Annotated in this window: 18 protein-coding genes; 14 read left to right on the top strand and 4 right to left on the bottom strand. The window is 63.2% G+C overall.

What is annotated here, in order from left to right:
- The first annotated feature begins 8 nt into the window (after positions 1–8).
- The 3 genes from AC3AYF_RS04875 (at position 9) to AC3AYF_RS04865 (ending at position 3,811) form a co-directional block, all read left to right on the top strand.
- Entirely contained in the window at positions 9–575 is a 567-nt protein-coding gene (locus AC3AYF_RS04875) for a SprT family zinc-dependent metalloprotease (RefSeq protein WP_487779460.1), read from the top strand.
- A gap of 232 nt (positions 576–807) precedes the next feature.
- On the top strand, positions 808–2,760 hold the full coding sequence (gene acs, locus AC3AYF_RS04870; protein WP_295037166.1) for an acetate--CoA ligase: 1,953 nt from the start codon (positions 808–810) through the stop codon (positions 2,758–2,760).
- Positions 2,761–3,145: 385 nt separating this feature from the next.
- The gene (locus AC3AYF_RS04865) at positions 3,146–3,811 is read left to right on the top strand and encodes a response regulator (RefSeq protein WP_110603058.1); all 666 of its coding nucleotides are present in this window, start codon (positions 3,146–3,148) and stop codon (positions 3,809–3,811) included.
- 75 nt (positions 3,812–3,886) lie between these two features.
- Here the strand turns inward: AC3AYF_RS04865 and AC3AYF_RS04860 are convergent, their stop codons facing one another.
- Both AC3AYF_RS04860 and AC3AYF_RS04855 read right to left on the bottom strand, forming a co-directional pair.
- On the bottom strand, positions 3,887–4,534 hold the full coding sequence (locus AC3AYF_RS04860; RefSeq protein ID WP_295037170.1) for a hypothetical protein: 648 nt from the start codon (positions 4,532–4,534) through the stop codon (positions 3,887–3,889).
- A 159-nt stretch (positions 4,535–4,693) separates the two neighbouring features.
- Entirely contained in the window at positions 4,694–5,155 is a 462-nt protein-coding gene (locus AC3AYF_RS04855) for a GlcG/HbpS family heme-binding protein (RefSeq protein WP_295037171.1), read from the bottom strand.
- A 102-nt stretch (positions 5,156–5,257) separates the two neighbouring features.
- On the opposite strand from AC3AYF_RS04855, the gene AC3AYF_RS04850 reads away from it, so the two are divergent.
- From AC3AYF_RS04850 to AC3AYF_RS04820, 7 genes are all read left to right on the top strand, one after another.
- On the top strand, positions 5,258–5,932 hold the full coding sequence (locus tag AC3AYF_RS04850; RefSeq protein ID WP_295037174.1) for a GntR family transcriptional regulator: 675 nt from the start codon (positions 5,258–5,260) through the stop codon (positions 5,930–5,932).
- A gap of 456 nt (positions 5,933–6,388) precedes the next feature.
- The gene (locus tag AC3AYF_RS04845) at positions 6,389–7,177 is read left to right on the top strand and encodes a TRAP transporter substrate-binding protein (protein ID WP_295037176.1); all 789 of its coding nucleotides are present in this window, start codon (positions 6,389–6,391) and stop codon (positions 7,175–7,177) included.
- Between the two features lie 3 nt (positions 7,178–7,180).
- Complete coding sequence (locus tag AC3AYF_RS04840) at positions 7,181–7,369, top strand: hypothetical protein (protein ID WP_295037178.1); 189 nt, start codon at positions 7,181–7,183, stop codon at positions 7,367–7,369.
- Positions 7,370–7,432: 63 nt separating this feature from the next.
- Entirely contained in the window at positions 7,433–7,996 is a 564-nt protein-coding gene (locus tag AC3AYF_RS04835) for a TRAP transporter small permease (protein ID WP_487779459.1), read from the top strand.
- Positions 7,993–9,279, top strand: a complete 1,287-nt coding sequence (locus tag AC3AYF_RS04830) for a TRAP transporter large permease (RefSeq protein ID WP_295037181.1) — start codon at positions 7,993–7,995, stop codon at positions 9,277–9,279. Before AC3AYF_RS04835 ends, AC3AYF_RS04830 begins: the two co-directional genes overlap by 4 nt.
- Positions 9,280–9,334: 55 nt before the next feature.
- Positions 9,335–10,123 carry an enoyl-CoA hydratase/isomerase family protein gene (locus AC3AYF_RS04825; protein ID WP_295037182.1) on the top strand — a complete coding sequence of 263 codons (789 nt, stop codon included), beginning with the start codon at positions 9,335–9,337 and terminating at the stop codon, positions 10,121–10,123.
- Positions 10,124–10,258: 135 nt separating this feature from the next.
- A complete protein-coding gene (locus AC3AYF_RS04820; protein WP_487779458.1) occupies positions 10,259–11,446 on the top strand; it encodes a CaiB/BaiF CoA transferase family protein in 1,188 nt (395 codons plus the stop codon).
- A gap of 96 nt (positions 11,447–11,542) precedes the next feature.
- Here AC3AYF_RS04820 and AC3AYF_RS04815 read toward each other — a convergent pair whose 3' ends face one another.
- Positions 11,543–12,490: a LysR substrate-binding domain-containing protein gene (locus tag AC3AYF_RS04815; protein ID WP_295037185.1), complete on the bottom strand. Its 948-nt coding sequence runs from the start codon at positions 12,488–12,490 to the stop codon at positions 11,543–11,545.
- A 141-nt stretch (positions 12,491–12,631) separates the two neighbouring features.
- On the opposite strand from AC3AYF_RS04815, the gene AC3AYF_RS04810 reads away from it, so the two are divergent.
- Together AC3AYF_RS04810 and AC3AYF_RS04805 are read left to right on the top strand one after the other, a co-directional pair.
- Complete coding sequence (locus AC3AYF_RS04810; protein ID WP_295037186.1) at positions 12,632–14,011, top strand: L-serine ammonia-lyase; 1,380 nt, start codon at positions 12,632–12,634, stop codon at positions 14,009–14,011.
- Between the two features lie 160 nt (positions 14,012–14,171).
- A complete protein-coding gene (locus AC3AYF_RS04805; RefSeq protein ID WP_295037187.1) occupies positions 14,172–14,906 on the top strand; it encodes a Crp/Fnr family transcriptional regulator in 735 nt (244 codons plus the stop codon).
- A gap of 70 nt (positions 14,907–14,976) precedes the next feature.
- On the opposite strand, the gene AC3AYF_RS04800 is transcribed toward AC3AYF_RS04805, so the two are convergent.
- Entirely contained in the window at positions 14,977–15,864 is an 888-nt protein-coding gene (locus tag AC3AYF_RS04800; protein WP_295037188.1) for a LysR substrate-binding domain-containing protein, read from the bottom strand.
- A 182-nt stretch (positions 15,865–16,046) separates the two neighbouring features.
- Between AC3AYF_RS04800 and AC3AYF_RS04795 the strand changes: the two genes are divergently transcribed.
- Both AC3AYF_RS04795 and AC3AYF_RS04790 read left to right on the top strand, forming a co-directional pair.
- On the top strand, positions 16,047–17,156 hold the full coding sequence (locus AC3AYF_RS04795) for an S-(hydroxymethyl)glutathione dehydrogenase/class III alcohol dehydrogenase (RefSeq protein ID WP_149435870.1): 1,110 nt from the start codon (positions 16,047–16,049) through the stop codon (positions 17,154–17,156).
- A 185-nt stretch (positions 17,157–17,341) separates the two neighbouring features.
- Positions 17,342–17,666 (top strand): alpha/beta hydrolase-fold protein (locus AC3AYF_RS04790; protein ID WP_487779457.1); only part of this gene is annotated, 325 nt, incomplete at its 3' end.

Here is a 17,666-nt window from a genome sequence, read left to right as displayed (position 1 = left end):
TGACGAATCTGCGTTCCTCCTCTCCCGCCCCCGCGCTCGGGGAAAGCGATGCCCAGGCGCTGGATGCGCTCGATCCCGCCGCGCTCGAAAGACGGCTCTTGCATCAGGCGGAGGCGGCCTGGCAGCTGGCACGGGAGGTGCACCCCGCGCTGCCCCGGCCGCGGATCTGGTTCGATCTGCGTGGGCGAAGCGCAGGGCAGGCCCACTACCAGCGTGGCGGGCTACGCTTCAATCGCACGCTGCTGCAGGAAAATCGGCAGCCTTTCATCGATGAGATCGTGCCTCACGAGATGGCGCACTGGCTGGTCTTTCATCTCGAAGAGGGCGCGCGGGCGCGCCCCCACGGACGCGAGTGGAAGACGGTGATGCGAAATCTCTACGGCCTGGCGCCAGTCGTCACGCACCGCTTCGACGTGGCGCGGGCCAGTCCCGCGCCCTATCTCTACCGCTGCCGTTGCGAGACACTGCATCGCTTTACCGGTCGGCGTCATTCGCAGGCACTGAAGGGCACCCGTTACCGGTGCCGTCACTGCCGAGCACCACTGAGCTTCGCTCACCGGGAAACGCCCCAATAGCATGAGTGTCGCGCCGGGCCGTCGCTTGCCGGTTTCGTCAATTGCCGCCATCGCCTCTTTCACGGAATTGGCGCAACGGCGCAGGTTGACCGAAACTCGGTGAGACGAAGGTCTAATAGGGGGTGGCCGGTGCCGCCGTTATATGCTGACGGACCGCGCAAGAGAGGGTCTATCACATTGAGTCGGCTAGGCTTTCACCGTCGAATGGGTTCGAACGAAGGGGGATTGGAGCATGAGCGAACAGCAGCGCATATATCCTGTCGATGAGCGCTTGGCAGCCGATGCCTGGATCGATCGCGATCGTTACCAGCAGCTCTATCGCCAGTCGGTGGAAGACCCCGAAGGCTTCTGGCGGGAGCAGGCGGACAGCCTGAGCTGGAGCAAGAAGCCCTCCACCATCAAGAACACGTCGTTTGCCTCCGATAACGTCGATATTCGCTGGTTCGAGGATGGTGAGCTCAACGTCGCCCACAACTGCCTCGATCGTCATCTCGACTCCCGCGGCGACCAGCCCGCCATCATCTGGGAAGGCGACGATCCGAACGACCATAAGATCATTACCTATCGCGAGTTGCATCAGCGGGTCTCGCAGCTCGCCAACGGTCTCAGGTCCCTGGGCGTCGGCAAGGGCGATACGGTCACGCTCTACATGCCGATGGTGCCGGAAGCGGCCATGGCCATGCTCGCCTGTGCCCGGATCGGCGCAGTGCATTCGGTGGTGTTCGGCGGATTCTCTCCGGACGCACTGGCGGGACGTGTCGTCGACTCCCAATCCCGCGTCGTGATCACCGCCGACGAATCGGTACGCGGCGGCAAGCAGGTGCCGTTGAAGGACAACGTCGACGCGGCGTTGACGCGAGAGGGCACCGACGTGGTCGAGTCGGTGCTGGTCGTCAGGCGCACCGGTGGTGATATCCAGTGGCACGAGGGGCGCGATCGCTGGTTCGACGACATCGTCGATCAGCAGTCCACCGATTGTCCCGCGGAGCCGGTGAACGCCGAGGACCCGCTGTTCATCCTCTATACCTCGGGCTCGACAGGAACGCCCAAGGGGTTGAAGCACACCTCAGGCGGGTATCTCCTCTATGCCGCGCTGACGCATCGCACGGTTTTCGATTACCACGAAGGCGAGGTCTACTGGTGCGCCGCCGATGTCGGCTGGATCACGGGGCACAGCTATATCGTCTACGGGCCGCTTGCCAACGGTGCCACGACGCTGATGTTCGAAGGCGTGCCGACTTACCCGAGCCACGGGCGTATCGGCCAGATCGTCGACAAGCATCAGGTGGCGATTCTTTACACCTCGCCGACCGCCATTCGCGCGCTGATGGCGCATGGCGAGCACATCATGGACGACAGCCGGCGCGATTCGTTACGGATCCTCGGCTCGGTCGGGGAACCGATCAACCCGGAGGCCTGGGACTGGTTCTATCGCGTGGTCGGCAACTCCCGTTGCCCGATCGTCGACACCTGGTGGCAGACCGAAACCGGCGGGCACATGATCACGCCGATGCCGGGGGCGACCGATCTCAAGCCGGGGTGCGCGACCAAGCCGTTCTTCGGCGTTCAGCCGGCGCTGGTCGACAACGAGGGCAAGCGGCTCGAGGGGGCGGCCGATGGCAATCTGGTCATTCTGGACTCCTGGCCCGGACAGGCCCGCTCCATCTGGAACAACCACGACCGTTTCGTGCAGACCTATTTCTCGACCTACGAAGGGGTCTACTTCACCGGTGACGGCTGCCGTCGTGACGAGGATGGGGACTACTGGATCACCGGGCGCATCGACGACGTGCTGAATGTATCCGGTCACCGCATGGGCACGGCGGAGATCGAGTCCTCCCTGGTCGCGCATGAGTCCGTGGCCGAGGCAGCCGTGGTCGGCTACCCGCACGACATCAAGGGGCAGGGCATCTACGTCTATGTCACGCTCAACGACGATGTGGAGCCCAGCGATGAATTGAAGCAGGAGCTCAAGCAGTGGGTGCGCAAGGATATCGGTCCCATCGCCACTCCCGACGTGATCCAGTGGGCGCCGGGGCTGCCGAAGACCCGCTCCGGCAAGATCATGCGCCGTATCCTGCGCAAGATCGCCGCCGACGAGTGCGATGGCCTGGGCGACACTTCGACGCTTGCCGATCCCGGCGTCGTGGAGGATCTGATCGAAAATCGCCACGTGCGCACCTGAGAGATGGCGAAGGCTAAATGGAAATGACTTTCTTCATTATCAGGGTAACAACTACATGACTAGTTAATATGAGCCATGAGCACTTATTTTGACTGATGATTGTCGTTCGGTCGTCCTGAAAGAGGCTTTCCTCGTAGTGAGTTTCGTGCCACTCCGAAGGGAGGGAAGCGCGCCAGCTTTCCGGGACGACCGAACTTTTTTTCCGCGTATACCACGCGCCTACCCACCGACTATCCGGGGATTTTCCCCGCGTTGATTTGAGGCTTGGGATTCCACGATCGCATGGGGTAACATGCCGTTAATCAATAGTTGGATTATATTGTCCAGATGGCGATAGTGAACCGGCTATCTCGCCACATATCTCGACAGCGCCGGAGGAGAATCAATGGCTTTTGCCCAGAAATTCATCGTTGCCGATGACCACCCACTCTTCCGGGCGGCGCTCAATCAGGCATTGCGACAGGTGTCGCCGCAAGCGGAGATCGTCGAGGCGGATACCATGGAGGCGACGACGGAAGTCGTCACCCGCCATCCCGATGCCGACTTGATCCTGCTCGACCTGCACATGCCCGGCGCTCACGGATTTTCGGGGCTGATCCAACTTCGCGGACAGATGCCGGATATCCCGGTGACCGTGGTGTCGGGCAGTGAAGAGGTGGATGTCGTTCGTCGCGCCATCGATTACGGTGCCTCGGGTTTCATTCCCAAGTCCGCTTCGCTGGATACCATTGCCGAAGCCATTGGCGAAGTTCTCAAGGGGGAGGTCTGGTTGCCCCCGGAACTGGCCGATGCCATGGGGGAGGGCAGCGAGGAAGATGCCCGCTTCGCCGAGGCGATCGCCTCGCTGACGCCACAGCAGTTTCGCGTGCTAAACATGCTGACGGAAGGCTTGCTCAACAAGCAGATCGCTTATGAGCTTAACGTCTCGGAGGCGACCATCAAGGCGCACGTGACCGCGATCCTGCGCAAGCTGGGAGTTCATTCCCGCACCCAGGCCGTCATCGCCGCCCAGAAGCTGGAGATCGAGCCGCCCAAGGTGACCGACAACTGAACCGCGTCGATTGCGGGCTGTTAGATGTTAGAGGCCGTTGCATCCACCAGGGTCAACGGCTTTGTCGTATCAGGCCTAGCGGGTGTGGCCCGGGCTGCACTGGGACGGTATGGCCGACGCTGTCGGCTCGCTGGCGCCCACCGGGACCTGTGAGCGCTCGTTGGATGCCGACCGGGCCTGATGGAGTGCCGTCCCCATCAGCAACAGTTCGATGCTCGCGAACAGCAGCAGGCTGTAGCCGGTCAGTTCCGTTATCTCTTCCGCTGCATCCTTGACGACCCGGAGATAGTGGTCGCCCATCAAGGCTTGCCACAGTTCGCTGCGCCCGTAGAGGCGGGAAAATACGTAGGTCGTCAGGAAACCAGCCGCGAACAGTCCAAATCCCAGGCTGTTGCTCACTTGCGCGAACTCGTCGACGAAATCATGGCGAGCACGGATCGTTGCGACGAGAGCCGGCAATGCGACCAGCGCGACCAGGCATTGCCAGGCGCCGTCGAAGACGTAGGTATCCAGCCACAGATCGTTTTCGCGAATCAACGACATCGCGAAGAAGGCTCCCATCAGCAGGCTGATGGTGCGTAGCACCCGGTAACGGTAGCGCATGTACCCCATCATGAGGGCGCAGAACAGCAGCAGCAGCGCCTGGGTCAGCTCGGTCAACGATGTCTCGCCGAAGTTGGGGGCCCCGACATGCCTGGCATCGATCGTCAGTACCGCTTGCATGAGCCCCGCGAGGAGGAGGATGTAAGCGCCTGCTCTTGCGGAAACCGCCCGAAAAGAGAATCCGATCATATTCTATGCCTGCGAGAAATTAGTAGCCGGCTAAGAATATCAGGCTTAAGTTTCTTAAGAAACGGTGTTTGACCGTTTTCTAAGGACTCCTTAATCTTTTGGTGCGAGTCCTACGCCCAGATGGGCGGCCTCGATGCCCGCGATGGCGGCCTTCTCGTCATTCTCGGAGCTATCCCCGCTGACGCCGACCGCGCCGATGACGCGCTTCTGTGGGTCGAGAATCAGCACGCCCCCGGCAACGGGGATGAACTCACCTTGAGAAGCCGCCGCGACGGCCGAGAGGAACGCCGGGCGCGACTCGTTGCGCTGGCCGATGGTTCCGCTGGACACGCCGTAGCCCAGTGCCGCCCTGGCCTTGCCGTGTGCTACCGCCAGGCGCAGCGTGGCGCAGCCGTCGGCTCTGTCGCAGCTCAGCGGATGTCCGCTGATATCCATGACTGTCACCGTGATGGGATTCATCGCCTGGGCCGTCGCATGAGCCAACGCGGCGTCGATGATCCGACGGGCCTGGGCCAGCGACAAGGTCTGGTGAGTCGGGTAGACGTTGCGCATTCTCGTTCTCCTTTGGCTGTTTTGTATTCATAATTCACTTTGGGTGGCGCTATCCATGCGCCATTGGGAGAATAGGGCAAACGAATCCGTCACGAGCATCCCATGATCAAGATCCAGCAGAACACGCTATATGGCGAGGCGGCAGCCCGTATCCGCGACATGATCAACGAAGGTCTCCTGCTTCCCGGAACGCGTATCCCGGAGAAAAGGCTGTGCGAGCAGTTCGGCATTTCCCGAACGCCGCTTCGGGAAGCGCTGAAGGTGCTGGCATCCGAGGGCATGGTCGAACTCCTGCCCAACCGCGGCGCGCGAGTGATGCGCTTGACCCGGCAGATGCTGGAAGAGACCTACAGCGTGATGGGAGCCCTGGAAGGGCTGTCCGGCGAGCTGGCCTGTCGCCACATCACCGAAGAGGAGATTGCCGATATCCAGGCGCTGCATTACCAGATGATGGCGTACTACAAGCGCAAGGAGATTCGGCCTTATTTCGAGTTCAATCAGCGGATCCACGACGCGATCATGCTGGCGTCCCGCAACGAGGTGCTGCGGGAGACCCACAGCAGCCTGAACCATCGTATCCAACGTGTGCGATTCTCCACCAGCATGACCGATGAATACTGGAAGCAGGCGGTGGCCGACCACGAAGCCATGATCGACTGCTTGCTGGACCGTGACGGCGAGCGCCTGGGCAATATCCTGCGGGAACACCTGCGGCACAAGCTCGTGGTCGCGGCTGCGAGCGGCGTGATCGACGACGATCTTGCCGCTTCGTCCTGAGTTTCGCCGTTGTCAGCCCCTGGGGCGCTGTGCGGAAACCGCCCGTGCCCGGTAGGGCGGCATTGGCAGTCGGCAGCGCCAGTTCGAGCCAGAGAATCGTCGCCATCGCGTGACCCCTGATCCGGCCCGGCCCCTACGTCGCCGGTTGTCGCCTTGCCGCCGCTCGTCGGCTTCTCCCCCAGCCCTGCACCGGTTGCACCTGTTTCGGTTCCGCCGACCCGCACTTCCTCCCTGGCAGTCATTGCCTCGTCCCGACCGCGGGGCGGTGGTGAGACTTTACGCCAATAGACAAATGTTGGATTGGTTCAAATTGAATTATGAATTCATAATTCGATTGCAAGATCCCAAGGTGCTCGCATTGCGGGGTATCGGCCGAGCGTTGCCCTGATCCGGACGGCGCTTTTTCGGCCCATCGTTCAGGCGAGCCAATACAAAAAAGACGGAAGGACGCCAGTGATGAAAAGTCTCAAAGTTGGACTGGTAGCGCTCGCGCTGTTGGCCGGGGTCAGCCACGCCAGCGCTCAGGAAATCCAGGTCAAGTTTGCCCATGTCGGCGAGCCGGGGTCGCTCTTTGCCAATGTGGCCCAGGAATATGCCAAGCGCGCCAACGAGAAGCTGGCGGGCGAGGCCAAGGTGGTCGTCTATGGCTCCAGCCAGCTCGGTGGCGACTCCGAACTGCTGAAGAAACTCAAGTTGGGCACCGTCGATCTGGCGCTGCCCTCGACCGTGATGAGCAGCGTGGCGCCCCAGTTCGCGCTGTTCGAAATGCCGTACCTCATCGCCGATCGCGACCATATGGCCAAGGTGCGCGACGAGGTGGTGAGACCCCAGCTCTATCCGGTGGCCAAGAGCCGCGGCTACCACATCATCGGCGTCTGGGAGAACGGCTTCCGCCAGATCACCAACAACGTTCGTCCGATCAATACGCCGGCCGATCTTTCCGGAATCAAGCTGCGGGTACCGCAGGGCGTCTGGCGGGTCGAGATGTTCAAGAGCTACGGTGCGAACCCTTCACCGATGGCGCTTTCCGAGGTGTTCGTCGCCCTGCAGACGGGTGCGATGGACGGCCAGGAAAATCCGCTGGTCCAGACCTACGCCTCGCGCCTGCAGGAGGTGCAGAAGTATCTCTCGCTCTCCGATCACATCTATACCCCCGCTTTCGTGACCGCCGGCATGAGCTGGAACCGGTTGCCCCAGCATGTGCGTGATGTGCTCCAGCAGACGGCCGTGGAGAGGGAGCCCTAGGCGTTGGAGCAGGGCGCGAAGCTCGACGAGGAGACGCTCGCCAAGATGCGTGATGCCGGGCTCGAGATCAACGAGATCGATCGTCAGGCCTTCATCGACGCCTCCAAGCCGGTCTACGACATGTTCGTCAAGGATGTGGACGGGGGCCAGGAGATGCTCGACAAGGTGCGTGAACTGCAACCCGCCAGTTAACTCGCGCGTCCGGCCGCTCCCGCCAAGCGGGGCGTGGCCGGGCTGCGGACGAAGGAGCCGCCTGTGAAAACCCTGAACACGCTGCGCGATGGCTTCAGCCGCCTGCTCGAGGTCGTCGTGGTCATCAACATGATGGCGCTGGCGGGAATCGTCATCGTCGGTTTCCTGTCGCGCCTGGTGGGGTCGCCGTTTACCTGGTACGACGAAGCGGCCTCGATCAGCCTGGCCTGGCTGACCTACTACGGTGCGGCGCTCGCCGCGGCCAAGGGAGCACACATTGCCTGTCCGAGTATCGTCAATGCGTTTCCGCCCAGGATACGGCTGCCGATCGCACTGCTGGGAGAGGCGGTGCCCATCGCCTTCTTCGTGCTGCTGGCGGTGACAGGGTGGCAGGTCGTCCAGATCCTGGCCGGTTCCACCATGATCAGCCTGACCAGCGTCTCGCTGCAGTTCACCCAGTCGGCGCTGCCGATCGCCTCGGTCCTGTTCATCATCGCCGAGCTGCTGCGTCTGCCGGAAGTCATCCGCCAGGCACGCGGGGAGGGGTTCGTCGATCACGAGCTGGAGGAGGTGGGCCTGAGTCCGAACATGGCAAGTCAGTCCGACGCGGGGAGTGTGACACGATGATTCTGGCGCTGATGTTCGCAGGACTCCTGGTATTGATCGTGCTCAATGTTCCCATTGCCATCGCGCTCGGTCTGGTCGGCGCCATCGCGGTGTACTCCAGCTACGGCGTCTATGCGCTGCCCAATATCGGGCTGACCATGTTCGAGGGTGCGACCAACTTTCCGCTGATCGCCATCCCGCTGTTCATTCTGGCCGGAGCGATCATGAACGCCTCGAGCATCTCGCGGCGTCTGATCGACTTCGCGGCGTCGCTGGTGGGCTTCGTCAAGGGCGGCCTGGCCATGGTCACCATCGGTTCCTCGATCTTCTTTGCCGAGATTTCCGGCTCTGCCGTGGCCGGGGTTTCCGCGCTGGGCAGCCTGCTGATCCCGGCGATGAAGAACCGGGGTTACTCCAAGGAGTTCGCCGCGGCGATCTCGTCGTCCGCCGCCAGCCTGGCGATCATCCTGCCGCCCTCGATCCCGATGATTCTCTACGCGGTGATGTCGGGAGAGTCGGTGGTCAAGATGTTCGTCGCCGGTATCTTCCCGGGGCTGCTGGGCGCCCTGGGCCTGGCGATCGTCTGCTACTTCCTGGCGCGCAAGCACAACTTTCCGTCCGAAGGCCGTTTTCAGGCCAGCCGGGTATGGAAGTCGTTCAAGGAGGCGATCTGGGCGCTGCTGATTCCCGTGATCATTCTCGGCGGTATCTTCGGTGGCATCGTCACTGCCACCGAAGGTGCGGCGTTGGCGGTGGTGGTCGCTATCTTCATCAGCGCGGTGGTCTATCGCGAGTTCTCGCTGAAGACGCTATGGAAGTCCTGTCTGGACGCCGGCATCCAGACCGCGGTGGTGATGCTGCTGGTCGCCAGCTCCGCGCTGGTGGGGCTCTATCTCACCGAGTCCCAGCTGCCGCAGCAACTGGCCAACTCGATCAGCGGCCTCACCGACAACAAGTACGTGATCCTGGCGCTGCTCAACGTCATCTTCCTGATCCTGGGGGTCTTCCTGCACTCGGCGGCGGCGATCATTCTGGTGGTGCCGATCGTGTTGCCACTGATCATCAGCGTCGGGATCGATCCGCTGCATTTCGGGCTGATCGTCACGCTCAACCTGGCCATCGGTCAGCAGACGCCGCCGGTGGCGAGCGTGCTGATCGCCTCGTGCTCCATCGCCAAGGCCGATATCTGGCGCACGACCCGAACCAACCTGTGGTTCCTCGGCGTGCTGTTCATCGTGCTGATATTCAATACCTACGTCCCCGACTTCGCGCTGCTGCTGGTGCACATGATCTACGGCAGCTGAGACGGGGCACCGAATCTGCGGGATCGAGCATGTCTCGATCCGAGGAGAAGCCGCAATGATTCAAGACGACGAGATCCGCTGTTACCAGGAGGGCGGGATCGGCTGGATTCGCTTCAACCGACCCGAGGCTCGCAACGCGATGACCTGGCACATGTACGAGACCATGCACCAGGCCTGCCGGCAGTTCGACGAGGACGAAGAGGTCAGGCTGATCGCCTTTCGCGGCGAGGGTGGCGAAGCCTTCGTGGCGGGTACCGATATCAAGCAGTTCGCCGAGTTCAACGGGCCCGAGGATGGCATCGACTACGAGCGCCGGATCGACCGCATGATCGGCGGCCTCGAACAGCTCGCCACGCCGACGGTGGCGCTGCTCGATGGCTACTGCATCGGGGGAGGGGCGGCCATCGCCCTGGCCTGCGATTTCCGTTACGCCAACGAGAGCCTCAAGTTCGGGATCCCCATCGCCAGGACGTTGGGCAACTGCATGTCGATCACCAACGTGTCGAGGCTGGTCGATCTGATCGGGATCCCGCGCACCAAACGGGTGCTGATGCTGGCGCAGACGATCGAGGCAGAGGAGGCGTCGTCCATCGGCCTGATCGATGCCGTCGTCGAGAGTGGTGCGCTGGACGAGGCCGCCGAGAGGCTCGCCGGGAAACTCTCCGGCCATGCGCCGCTGACGATGCGAGCCGCCAAGACCTGCATCAATCGCATCCTGGAGGAGCGCCGGCCCGCGCATGACGCCGCCGATGACCTGATCGCGCTCTGCTACACCAGCGAGGACTTTCGCGGCGCCGTTCGGCGTTTCGTCGACAAGACGCCATATACCTGGCAGGGCCGCTAGGCGACGCCACGCCGTTCCCACACGCCGGAAAACGCGGATGCCGAATCCCTCCGCGGTGGGAACGTGCGTGCCCGATCTGCCACGCCACTCGCAGCCTTGCTGCTCGCCATTCGAAGGCCGTTAGGGGGAATTGCCATGTTACCGTTGGAAGGCATGAAAGTACTCGACATCTCGCAGATCATGGCCGGCCCGTACTGCACCATGGTGCTGGGGGACATGGGCGCGGACGTGATCAAGGTGGAGAAGACCAATGGCGGCGACGACAGCCGTCAGATGGGACCCTACGTCAATGACGAGTCCACCTGTTTCGCGCAGATCAACCGCAACAAGCGCAGCATCTCGCTCAACCTCAAGGAGCCCGACGGGCTGGCGCTGTTCTACCGGCTGGCGAAGGAAGTGGACGTCGTGGTCGAGAACTATCGCCCCGGCGTGACCCAGTCGCTGAAGATCGACTACGACACGCTCAAGGAGATCAATCCCGGTCTGGTCTACTGTTCGATATCCGGCTACGGGCAGACCGGCCCCTATCGGCGCAAGGGCGGTTTCGACCTGGTCGCCCAGGGGATGACGGGGCTGATGTCGATGACCGGCGAGCCGGGGCGGCGGCCATTGAAGACCGGCGTCGCGGTCTACGACATCGGGGCCGGGATCACCGCGATCTATTCGATACTGGCGGCCTACATCCACAAGCAGAAGACCGGCGAGGGGCAACTGGTCGATGTCGCGATCGCCGAGTGCGGCCTGCCGTGGTTCACCTGGGAAGCGGCCGCTTACTTCGCCGAGGGGCGCGTTCCGCAGCCGACCGGATGGCGGCACCGTGTTTCCGCGCCTTATCAGGCGGTCAAGGTCCAGGACGGCTACATGATGCTGGGATGCGCCAACCAGCGCACCTGGGAGCGGTTCTGTAACGACGTGCTGGAGCGTGCCGACTTGACCGAGGATCCTCGCTTCCTCACCAACAGCGACCGCGGTCGCAACGTCGATGTCCTGGAGTCGTTGCTGGAGGAGCTGATGTGCACGGCCGACACGCAGCACTGGCTGAGCCGGTGCGACGAAGCCGGCGTACCGGCTGGGCCGATCAACGACTTTGCCCAGGCGATGGCCGCTCCGCACTACCGGGAGCGGGGCATGGTCCAGGAGCTCGACCATCCCGTCATCGGGCGCATGCAGACCATCGGCTTCGCCAGCAAGCTGTCGGCGACGCCTGCGCAAATCCGGCGGCCGGCGCCGGTCTTCGCGCAACATACCGAAGAGGTGCTGGCGACGCTGGGCGTGGAGGGGGAGGGGCTCGCCGCCTTGCGCGAGCGCGGCGTCGTTCGCTGAAGCCGGGCGAGCGCGGCTCTCTCAGCCGACAGAGCCTTGGGCGACAGGATCTTAGTCGACAGGATCTTAGTCGACAGGGCCTCGATCGATCGGATATTAGTCGACGGAGCCGGAAGAGGGGGCGATCTCCTGGGATCGCCTCGCTTCCTCCTCCAGCCAATCGTGTACCGCCTGCACCCGACGGTCGTCCAGGGCGCCTTGCTGATAGACCAGCCCGTAGCGCTTGCCGGTTGCGACGGAACCGGCGAACGGTGCAATCAGGCGTCCGCTGGCCAGTTCGTCACCGATCAGCGTGCGCCGGGCGATCGCCACACCCATGCCGGCGATCGCCGCTTCCACCGTCAGCGGGTTGCGGTTGAACGTGTAACCCCGCCTGACATTGACCCGCTCGCCGCCGATCGCCTTCAGATAGTGTTCCCACTCGGCATAGTCGTGGCTGCCACGCCAGGCCGTCACGTCGTGCAGCAGGGGGTAGTAACCCAAGGCCTCGGGATGCGTGAGAGGGGGCCGTCTCCTGAGCAACTGCGGCGAGCAGACGGCAAAGATCTTCTCGTCGATCAAGGCGGTGGTCTGAAGGCCGGGATAGTGGCCGTCGTTGAGGTCGATGGCCAGATCGTAGCCGCCGTCGAGCAGCGAGAGATTGCTGTCCTCGGCGGTGATGTGCAGATCGATATCGGGAAAGCGGGCCTGCAGGCGCGGCAGCCTCGGCATCAACCACTTGGCCAGGAACGAAGGCAGGCAGCGCAGCCGCAGCACACCGCTCATGACACCGCCGCGCAGGCGGTCCACTTCCAGCCCGACGGCTTCGTAGGCCTGGGACACCACGCCCGCCAGCCGCTCGCCCTCTTCCGTTAGTGCCAACTGGCGTGGTAGACGCCTGAACAGTCGAAAGCCCAGGCGATCCTCCAACTGCTTGATCTGCTGGCTGACGGCGCCAGTGGTGACATGGAGCTCCTCTGCCGCACGGGTGAACGACAGATGGCGGGCGCTGACCGCGAACACCTTGAGCCAGGCGTGAGTCTGTGCGTTGAGTGTATGGATCATGGTTTAGCCAGGCTATAAGGTTCGGCAGTTTTTATCGATTGTTTCCGGTGTAAACGGCTATCACACTGAAGTCAAACTACATCTCGTGCCTGTTCCGGTTGCGACGGATCCTGGTGCCCAAGCGACAACGGAGGTGGCGACATGCCATTCAGTGTGTTCGACCTGTTCAAGATCGGTATCGGCCCTTCGAGCTCGCATACCGTCGGCCCGATGCAGGCCGCCTACGACTTCGTCTCGGCGCTGCGCCAGCGCGAGCTGTTGAGTTCGGTGAAGCGGGTATCGATCACGCTCTATGGGTCGCTGTCGGCGACCGGCAGAGGGCACAACACGGATAGCGCCGTCATCGGCGGCCTCATGGGGGAGCGTCCGTTGACCGTCGATCCCGACGACCTGGCGCTTCGGCTGGCGGCGATGCATCGCGACGGGGAGTTGAAGCTGGCGGGCGTCCAGGCGATCGCCTTCGACGCCCATCGGGACATCCAATGGTGCGACGAGATTCTCGACTACCACACCAACGCCCTGCGACTCAGCGCTCACGACGAGCACGGCGTCGTGCACGACAACACCTACTACTCGGTCGGTGGCGGCTTCGTGGTCGATGCCGAACAGGCCGCCCAGGGCGATGCCGCGTCGTCTGCCGTCAGTCTCCCTTACCCGTTCAAAAACGCGGTCGAACTGCTGGAAATCTGCCGTCGTGAAGGGATCTCCATCAGCGATGTGATGCTTGCCAACGAACGGGTCTGGCGTAGCGAGCCCGAGATCCGCGGCGGATTGTGGAAGATATGGCTGGCGATGAAGGCGTGCGTGGACAGCGGCCTGGACCAGCAGGGCGTGCTGCCCGGCGGCCTCAACGTGAGGCGGCGGGCCCCTGCGCTGCATCGCCGTCTGCTGGCGATGGACGATGAGAAAAGCCTGATCGCCAGCACGTTCTCGGCGATGGACTGGGTCAATCTCTTCGCGCTGGCGGTCAACGAGGAGAACGCCGCCGGGCGTCGCATGGTGACCGCACCCACCAACGGGGCGGCGGGCATCGTGCCGGCGGTACTGCACTACTACATGAAGTTCCAGCCCGACGCCTGTGAGCGGGACGTGGTCCGTTTCCTGCTGACGGCGGGCGCCATCGGCGTGCTGTGCAAGACCAACGCCTCGATCTCGGGAGCGGAGGTAGGCTGCCAGGGCGAGGTCGGGTCGGCCTGTGCGATGGCTGCCGCCGGGTTGGCGGAGCTGATGGGCGGCACGCCAGCGCAGGTGGAGAATGCCGCCGAAATCGGGCTGGAGCACAACCTGGGGCTGACCTGCGATCCGATCGCGGGTCTGGTTCAGGTGCCCTGTATCGAACGTAACGCCATCGCATCGGTCAAGGCGATCAATGCCGCCCAGATGGCACTCCGCGGCGACGGCGAGCATTTCGTCTCCCTCGACAAGGTGATTCGCACCATGCGGGATACGGGGCGTGACATGCAGGACAAGTACAAGGAGACGTCCCGCGGCGGGTTGGCCGTCAACACGATCGAGTGTTGATCCGCCGATCGTGACGTGGCCCGGGCCTCCCCGGCCCTAGCCCGGGTCGTCGACCCTGATGCGTGATAACGACAATCGCGTCTGGCTGTGCCAATATCGACCTCCTTAATCAGGGGGCCTGACACGGTCGCCCAGGAAGCACGTAACAAGGGCAAGGGTAATGAGCCAAGACAGTTGCATTATCTGTCATTTCAAGCACTACGGTGAGCTTTCCGAGAATGACGAGGCCCTGCTGGCCGAGCTCGAGCAGAGCCCGACGGAAATCAAGGGCGACCAGATACTGTGGCAGGAGGGCGATACCGCCCGCGAGTTCTGTACTCTGAGCAAGGGCTGGGCCTACTCTTTCCGTCACATGGAAGACGGTTCCCGTCAAATTCTCGAGATCTACCTGCCCGGCGATATCATCGGCCTGAGGGAGTTCGCCTTCAAGGAGCGGCTGACCGGCGTCGCCATGCTCGAGGATGGTGTCGTCTGTCATTTCCCGCATCGCCGGTTGATCAACGTCTTCCGCGAATCGCTGACCCTGTCGACCATTTTCTTCGCGATCTCCTCGCACCAGCAGGCCCTGCTGACCGAGCGTCTCGTCAATCTCGCTCGTCGCAGCGCGCGTCAGCGCCTCGCCCACCTGATCTACGAAATGTACGTGAGACTGGAGCGCACCAAGGCCCGCCAGGGCAACAGCATCCGGTTGCCGCTCTCCCAACAGCACCTCGGCGATGCCCTGGGGCTGTCGTCGGTGCACGTCAGCCGCACCCTGACCGCGTTCCGGGAAGAGGGGCTGCTGCTGCGCTCGCGCCAGCGTGTTGAGCTGCCCGATCCCGCCGCACTGGCGCGGGAAGCGGAGTTCGGCGATGCCTACCTCAACGACGGTATCGATCACTTCTTCCATCATTGAATCGACGATTCGCGATGTGCCGGGCCGGGATGTCGCCGGCCCGGATGACCTGCAGTCATGGCGCGAATGCCTAACCGGCCGCAATCGCATCCGGCAGCCGCTCGGCCAGGAAATCGACCAGCAGGCGAATCTTCGAGGAGAGCTGGCGGTGGCGGGGATACACCGCCCACACCGCGGTGTCGGTGAACTGGTAGCGGTCCAGCACCGCCGTCAGCTGGCCCTGGCGGATCGCCGTTTCCACGTAGTAGTCCGGCAGCTGCGCCAGGCCGATGCCCTTGCAGGCGGCGTCCAGCAGCGCCGGCCCCGAATTGCCCCGCCAGTTCCCCGCCACGCGAACCTCGCGCTGTCGGCCATCGACGCTGAACAGCCAGCTGTCCCGCGATCCGACCAGGCAGTTGTGGTGCGACAGCTCCGAGAGACTGTGCGGCGTCGGGTATCGTTGAAAATAGTCTGGGGCGCCGACGACGTATTCGCGACGCTGGCACAGCCGCCGCGACAGCAGGCTCGAATCCCTGAGCACGCCCATGCGAATGGCCACGTCGAAGCCCTCGTCGATCAGCTCGACCGTGCGATTGGTGAAGTGAAGGCGCACGTCGAGCTGGGGATAACGACAGTGGAAGTCATTGACCAGCGGCGCGATGAAGCGCTCGCCGAACGTGGTTGCGCAACTGATGGCGAGCCGCCCCTGAGGCTGGGACTGAAGCTCGTTGAGCGCGGCCTCGGCCTCCTTGAAGCCGTCGAGCAGCGAACGGCAGTGTTCGTAATACACGGCGCCGCCATCGGTCAGCCGAATCTGGCGCGTCGTCCGATAGAGCAGCGGCGTTCCCAGCTCCTGCTCCAGTTGGCTGACCAGCCGGCTGACGTGGGAGTTGGACACCTTCAGCGACTGGGCGGCGCGCGAGAACGTGCCCAGCCGGACCACGGCAACGAATGCCTCGATACCATCCCAGCGCGACATACCGGCGGCTCCTCTCCTCGCTGCGGGGTTATTATTGTTACATGGCAACAATCATCTGCGAAATGCCAGGTTTATTGCCTGGCGGCGTGCGCCTAGACTGAAGCTGGAAGAGTCGCCATGGCGCCGGCCGGATGTCGAGCGACCCGAATCGAAGTTTCTCAAGCTCATAGTGGAGTTCTGGTATGAAATCGCGTGCCGCAATCGCCTGGGAAGCAGGCAAGCCGCTCTCGCTGGAAGAGATCGATGTACAGGGCCCCAAGGCGGGTGAAGTCATGGTGCGCATCGTCGCCACCAGCGTCTGCCATACCGATGCCTACACGCTCTCCGGCAAGGATCCGGAGGGGCTGTTCCCGTCGGTGCTGGGCCACGAGGGCGCCGGGGTCGTCGAGGAAGTGGGCGAGGGCGTCACCAGCCTGAAACCGGGCGATCACGTCATCCCGCTCTACACCGCCGAATGCGGCAAGTGCAAGTTCTGCCTCTCCGGCAAGACCAACCTGTGTGGCGCGGTGCGCGCGACCCAGGGCAAGGGGCTGATGCCGGATGGCACGACGCGGTTCTCGAAGAACGGCACCTCGCTGCACCACTACATGGGCACCTCGACCTTCTCCGAGTACACCGTGCTGCCGGAAGTCTCGCTGGCCAAGGTCTCGAAGGAAGCCCCGCTGGACAAGATCTGCCTGCTCGGCTGCGGCGTCACCACCGGTATCGGCGCCGTGTTGAATACCGCCAAGGTCGAGCCCGGTTCCACCGTGGCCGTATTCGGCCTCGGCGCCATCGGCCTGGCGGTGATCCAGGGCGCGCAGATGGCCAAGGCGTCGCGGATCATCGCCATCGATGTCAATCCTGACAAGTTCGAGCTGGCGCGCCAGTTCGGGGCGACCGAGTTCGTCAACCCGAAGGATTACAGCGATCCGATCCAGCAGGTGATCGTCGACCTGACCGACGGTGGCGTGGATTACTCCTTCGAGTGCATCGGCAACGTCAACGTGATGCGTTCGGCGCTGGAGTGCTGCCACAAGGGCTGGGGCGAATCGATCATTATCGGCGTTGCCGGCGCCGGTGAAGAGATCTCCACCCGCCCGTTCCAGCTGGTCACCGGCCGGGTCTGGAAGGGCTCCGCCTTCGGCGGCGTCAAGGGCCGTACCGAGCTGCCGGGCTACGTCCAGCGCTACATGGACGGCGAGATCAAGATCGACGAGTTCGTCACCCACGACATGCCGTTCGACCAGATCAACGAGGCGTTCGAGCTGCTGCACGCGGGCAAGAGCATTCGTACGGTGCTGCACTTTTGATACGCGCCCGAAGCCGCGCGAAGGACCTTCAACTAATACGCACCCGAAGCCGCGCGAAGAGTCTTCAACACGCGTCCAAAGCCGCGAATGGCATCTGATCCATCGCGCCCGAGGCCGCGCGAACCGCGTCCGACACGCGTCAAATCCGCCGGCGGTGATGCCGCCGGTGCTGCAAGGAGAAAACCATGTCGATGAGCGAGCAGTTGGAGCTGGTCTCGGCCACCAAGAGTTTCGGTGGCTGGGTCAAGCGCTACAAGCATTACTCCCGGGCGCTGGATTGCGACATGATCTTCGCGATCTATCTTCCGCCGCAGGCCGAGGAGGGGCGCGTGCCGCTGATGTGGTGGCTCTCCGGTCTGACCTGCAACGACGAGAATTTCATGCAGAAGGCGGGGGCGCTCAAGACCGCGGCCGAGCTGGGTATCGCGATCGTCTGTCCGGACACCAGCCCCCGCGGCCTGGACCTGCCCGGCGAGCACGATAGCTACGATTTCGGTTCCGGCGCGGGTT

This window comes from Salinicola sp. (assembly GCF_982684285.1).
This window is presented reverse-complemented; position numbering and strand designations above follow the sequence as displayed.